This window comes from Calditrichota bacterium, from assembly GCA_016867835.1.
GTDB lineage: Bacteria > Electryoneota > AABM5-125-24 > Hatepunaeales > Hatepunaeaceae > VGIQ01.
Map to the genome: position 1 here is coordinate 1 of VGIQ01000209.1, position 1997 is coordinate 1997.

1 protein-coding gene is annotated in these 1997 nt (G+C 60.1%); it reads left to right on the forward strand.

Annotation, left to right across the window (positions count from 1 at the left end; all coding sequences use genetic code 11):
• Window positions 1-206: 206 nt before the first annotated feature.
• Window positions 207-1997: choice-of-anchor D domain-containing protein (locus tag FJY67_12195; GenBank protein ID MBM3330205.1), on the forward strand; the 1791-nt coding region annotated here is incomplete at its 3' end.

The window sequence follows — 1997 nt, forward strand, 5'->3', positions numbered from 1 at the left end:
GCTTGTCGGGGAAAAATTGAGTATATTTGGGAGCCCTTGATTGGCGGAGACTTCCCTCTGGCATCCATCCTCGCACGTCTCTGCCGCACTACTCGCGTCATCGCGCTCCTTCCCGTTCACTCTGAGGGGAGGGTTTCAGCGCATCCTATGGGCTCCGGTTCCGACCTGTTATTTGCCCGCTAACTCCAACCTTTTAGGTAGTAGAGATGAAACGCACCGCGACCGTTTCAGTCCTCTCCGCACTTGGACTGCTCCTGTCATCAGGACTGGCCCTTGCGCAGGGTCATTTTGAGTTCACCCCTACGGAGGGCGCAACTCACACCCTCTTTATATCCGACGCCACAATAGACGGCGCCGCACTCGAGAACGGCGACGAGATCGCTGTCTTCAATGCCGGCGGGACGATCGGCGGGGTGATAATCGTCGAAGGCGGCGCTCCGCACGTTTTCGACGCCTATGCCGATGACGGCCAAGCACCCGGCTTTCAGGACGGACAGGCGATCCTGTTTCGCATTTACGATGCCGATGCCGAGACCGAACTGGACGCCAATTCGATGCCGTTGACGATCAACTTCGAGGCCAACGGCTTCTCGAACGTCATCCTCGTCGCTCAGCACAATCCCGTCCCGGCAATTCACTTCTCGGACCGCGACGGCAACGACTTCGGCGAGGTTGCGATCGGCAGCAGTTCGGCTTGGTTCACAACCATCACCAATCTCGGCTTTGCCGATCTGACTCTCGAATCGGTCACCGTCGGAGCCGGATTCACGCACAATTTCGGCGAAAATCAGGTCGTGCTCGCTCCGCTCGATCAAGTCGCGATCGAGGTGACGTTTTCGCCTGCGGAAGCCGTCGAATACTCCGTCGATTTGACGTTTAACTCGGACGATCCGGACGACGATCCGGTGGTGATGCAACTTATGGGCGTCGGCGTCGCGGCCGGCGCTCCCGACATTTCTCTATCTGACGACGCTCTCGCATTCGGCGAGGTGGTAATTGGGGCAAGCGGGCAACTCACCTTCACCATCAGCAACCTTGGATCGGCCGACCTGCATATCGAGTCTATCGAAGACGACCACGCCTACGCGGCGCTCTTTACCACCGACTTCGACAATGAAGCCGGTGCCACCCTGTCGCCCAACGCGTCGCTCGATGTGACGGTCAACTTCACCCCCGACGAGGCTGGCGAATTTGCCGCGGCGCTAACGATCGTGTCCGACTCGCCCGGCGAGGAAGAGGTCAACGTGTCGCTCACCGGCACCGGAGTCCAGGGCACACATTTCACCTTCACCGAGTCCTTCCGGACCCATACGCTGCTCGTAACCGAAGCTCTCCTCGACGGCACCTCGCTCGGCATCGGCGACGAAATCGGCGTCTTCACCCCGAATGATCTCTGCGCCGGCGGCATAGTGCTCGAAGCCGATCAGCCTCCCGTCGGGCTAAACGCCTACGGCGACGACCCCGAAAGCGGCGAAGTCGAAGGTTTCACCGCCGGTCAGGCTTTTGCCTTCCGCGTTTGGGATAACTCGGCCGAACAGGAATACCCCGCCGTCGCGCTCTACGACGACGGCCCGCAAGCCTGGCAACTGAACGGCTTCACCCAGATTCGCTTGAATGCTCAGACCGAAGCGGCGCCGGAGATCGAGATCGCCGAGGGCGACCTTATGCACGACTTCGGCGAAGTGGCCGTCGGTGGTGCGAGCAACTGGTCGTTCACCATCCGCAACATCGGCGGCGCGACGCTGATGATTCACTCGATCACCTCGAGCGACGAAGCCTTTGCTGTTGACTTCGGCGAGCACGTCGAAATCGCCCCCAACGAGCAGGTTGTAGTACCGGTGACGTTCTCGCCTGCGGAGGCGCGGGACTACGCCGGAACTTTGACTGTGTCGTCCGACGATGGGAATGAATCTGAAATAGTGATCGACCTCACCGGTGCGGGCACGGAGGTGATCGAGCCGGAGATCGTCGTCGAGCCGTTGGATATCGACTTCGGT